The 3,279-nt window shown below is 44.6% G+C and carries 4 protein-coding genes; all 4 read left to right on the top strand.

Going from position 1 to position 3,279, the window contains the following annotated elements; all coding sequences use genetic code 11:
• Nucleotides 1-289: single stranded DNA-binding domain-containing protein (locus A10D4_RS14395; protein WP_008490099.1), on the top strand; the 289-nt coding region annotated here is incomplete at its 5' end.
• An 11-nt stretch (nt 290-300) separates the two neighbouring features.
• The gene (locus A10D4_RS13160) at nt 301-846 is read left to right on the top strand and encodes a DNA N-6-adenine-methyltransferase (protein ID WP_008490098.1); all 546 of its coding nucleotides are present in this window, start codon (nt 301-303) and stop codon (nt 844-846) included.
• Nucleotides 847-1,074: 228 nt separating this feature from the next.
• Nucleotides 1,075-2,238, top strand: a complete 1,164-nt coding sequence (locus A10D4_RS13155) for a tyrosine-type recombinase/integrase (RefSeq protein ID WP_008490097.1) — start codon at nt 1,075-1,077, stop codon at nt 2,236-2,238.
• A 98-nt stretch (nt 2,239-2,336) separates the two neighbouring features.
• Entirely contained in the window at nt 2,337-3,089 is a 753-nt protein-coding gene (locus A10D4_RS13150; RefSeq protein WP_008490096.1) for a hypothetical protein, read from the top strand.
• Nucleotides 3,090-3,279: the final 190 nt, after the last annotated feature.

The following is a 3,279-nucleotide window of genomic DNA, read 5'->3' as shown; positions in this document are numbered from 1 at the left end:
GCAAACACGCAAATGGCAAGGCCAAGACGGTCTCGAACGTTACACCACCGAAATCGTGATTAGCGAACTACAAATGCTGGATGGCCGCACCGAAAGTACAAGCGGTTACCGGCCACCTGCAAGCAACCAACAAAATAAGGCAGAGCCAAAAACTCAAAGCGGCCTTGGTTCGCCGTTACCTGGTAATCGGCCAACACAGCAGCAGTTTAATCCGCCGGCAGACTTTGACGACGATATACCGTTCGCCCCGGTTGGGTTACAGCACCCTGCTCTATTGACCTGTTGTTGAGGTAGCACCCCATGAGAAACTCAGTAAAAACCACGACACCATCCAGCGCTAAGGACTATTGGCGCACGAGCGATCAGGCGTATCGTGATGCTTGCTATTTGTGTGGTGTTGATGATTTCAACGTTGATGTTGCGGCAGACGATGGAAATAAAAAGTGCGCCGCATACATAAGCGAGCAAGCAGACTCATTGCGCATAGACTGGTTTTTAGGTGATTTTGCAAACGCATGGTGCAACCCACCGTTTAGCCGCAAAGTTGAGTTCTTGCAAAAGGCCTATAGCGAGCGCAAACGCGGTTTAATTTGCATGATGCTCCCTTATGAGCCTTGCACTACTTGGTGGCGCGAAAATATTGATGGCAAAGCCACGATAGTTTACGTACCTGACGGCCGCTACAACTTTTTGCACCCTGAAACCGGAAAGCAAATGTCAGGCGTACCGTTCTCAGCCGCGTTTATTGTGTTTACCAGTCTAGTATCGCCGACTCACTACGTGCAGTTTAAGCGCGGAATTGGTCGAGACCGCGGCATGTCCTCTCACCGACATTGTTCACCATAAACTGGGGGTTACACTATGGGCGTTCGTAAACTCAAACCAAGCCAGTATATCGACGAGTTCTATCCCGGTGGTGGAGTCACACCGCAAACTATTCGCAACTGGATACGAAAACACCGTATAAAGGCAGAAAGAACACCCAGCGGTCGTTTCCTCATTGTCGTTAACGACGACAAACCGCCTCGCGATAACGTCAGTCAGCTTGTATCTTTTTTGGAGAGTTAGTGAATCGTGGCACCAAGGCAAAGGACTGGCAAAAATAAAGATCTGCCTACCGGCTTACATACGCGAAACGTCCGCGGGAAATTACGCTACTTCTTTATCCGAGAAGATGGAACAGAAAAGTGGTTTCCAACGGGCGTGAGTCGCGCTGATGCCTGTGCAGCTGCATACGAGTACAATCGAAAGTACCGCTATAAGAGTGAGAGTATTTCCGAACGCGGCGACAAATATAACAAACCATTAAGCGAATGGTTACCTGAGGTGACTAAACGTATTAGCCAAGAGGAAAAGCTAGGCAGTAACGCACTGAGTACGTTAGAAAAAGATATTGGCCGACTTCAAGAACTACACGGCAACGTAATGTCAAAGCGGCTTAATCTAGAGCACGTTAACGAATTCCTAGATACCTATTGTGCTGGCAAGTCGAACAACGTTTATAACCGAAAAATCAGCTTTCTCAAGAAGATATTCGACTATCTCTGTGATATGTCGGCTATGGATAGCAATCCTGCGGCGTTGAAGAAAGTAAAACCAAAAGAAGCAAAAGTTCGACAACGTTTAACGCTTGAACAGTACCAGAAAATTCTCAAGGCAGCGCCTAATTGGCTGAATATTGCAATGCGCCTGGCGCTGCAAACTACGCACGCAGTGCTTGAAGTTAGTCGCATCAAATATCGAGATTGCACATGGTTCGATAAGCCAGATGTATCAACCGGCTTAATCGTATATGGAGTGTTACGCATCCACAGACAAAAAGTGGCTACAAAAGAAGCATCACGTGTGGCTATCCCCATTACGCCAGCGTTGAAATCTATCATTGATGACTCTCGAGATAACTTATTGAGCCCCTACGTTGTACATCGGCTGAAAACTGATGGCAACCCCGTTGCTAAAGGCTTAACTCACGAAACCCAGCTAACAACCCGATTGATAAGCTCGACATTCTCGCAATTACGCGACGAGCTTGGCGTGTGTGATCATATTCCATTCTCAGCACGTCCCACCTTCCATGAAATCAGGGCGTTAGCCATTCATCTTTATACAAAACAAGGTGTGGACCCACAAGCAAGAGCGGCACACACAGATTCAAAATCAACGAAGATTTACCAAAGCGGCCACGTAAATTGGGTTGAGGTTCCGGCGGCTGAGCTATCCCATGATATGACCGGTTAACCATTTATTTTGATTATGGTGATAGCGAATCGAGTTGTGCCGATTGACCCTGCGCGTTAAATTAACTTTAGCTAAAAGTTTCGTGTAAGGAACATCACTTGAAATTTCTAAAACAATACCAGCCAGAACTCTTCGGAGTAATTGTCGCAGTATCTTTACTCAATATTTGGTACTTAGTTTCAATCACAGTGGAAGAAGCTGTTCTCCCAAAATCATACGACTACTTCATCAATGGCTTAACGGTCTTAGTTGGTGCGTTCATCGGTTCATTTTCTGCCTTTTGGCTAAAGTCTAGTGAAGAGAAGAGAAAAGAGGACTCAAGGAAAAGTCAAGCACTCAATGAAGCTCTTTTTACTATTTATCAGCAACTTAATTCAATAGCACAATATAGAAAGCTCATGGCTGAGGCTACGACTGATCACGAAAGAGCTTTTCAACTACCAGCTATAAAAGGTTCTAGTTACTCAAGCTTAAAATTAAGAGTAAATGACGATTTAATGTACCTGTTAGATGTAGATGCGTCATTGCTGATGGAGTTATCAATTGAGCAAGAGCGCTTTGAATTAGCAATGCTCGCAATTGAAAACCGTAATGATCTGCTTGTAAGAGAAATTCAGCCCCTTCTAAGTAGGTACAAGCACGATAATAAAAGAGACTTGGATGAAGGAGATTATGAAGCCCACCTTGAGCCGAGACTATATCTTGGGGGAATTCAGGCTGCTCAGCATATGTACTATCACGTAAATGAAAGTCGTCAATCTCTAAGGGAAGTGTTTCAGCGCCTAAGGGCATTAGCTGTGAAACTATTTCCTGACGGTCGTTTTATTGATATCCAGTTCGATACCCAGTAAGTAAATCGCACCCCAATATACAGTGGTTAAGCCTTTCTAAGCTACTGATTTTAAAGGTTTGTGATTTGCTACATATTCACTATTTTTGACCTAACTCAGAGGTTGTTATTCTCCATTAACTATTTGATTTTTATAAATTAAAAACCATTTAACCGTAAATCATGGGGTGTCAGGGGTCGCTGGTTCAAAT

It is taken from the genome of Idiomarina xiamenensis 10-D-4, from assembly GCF_000299895.1.
GTDB classification, from domain to species: Bacteria; Pseudomonadota; Gammaproteobacteria; order Enterobacterales; family Alteromonadaceae; genus Idiomarina; species Idiomarina xiamenensis.
Note: the sequence above shows the minus strand (reverse complement) of the source record. Positions and strands in the feature narration are given on the sequence as shown.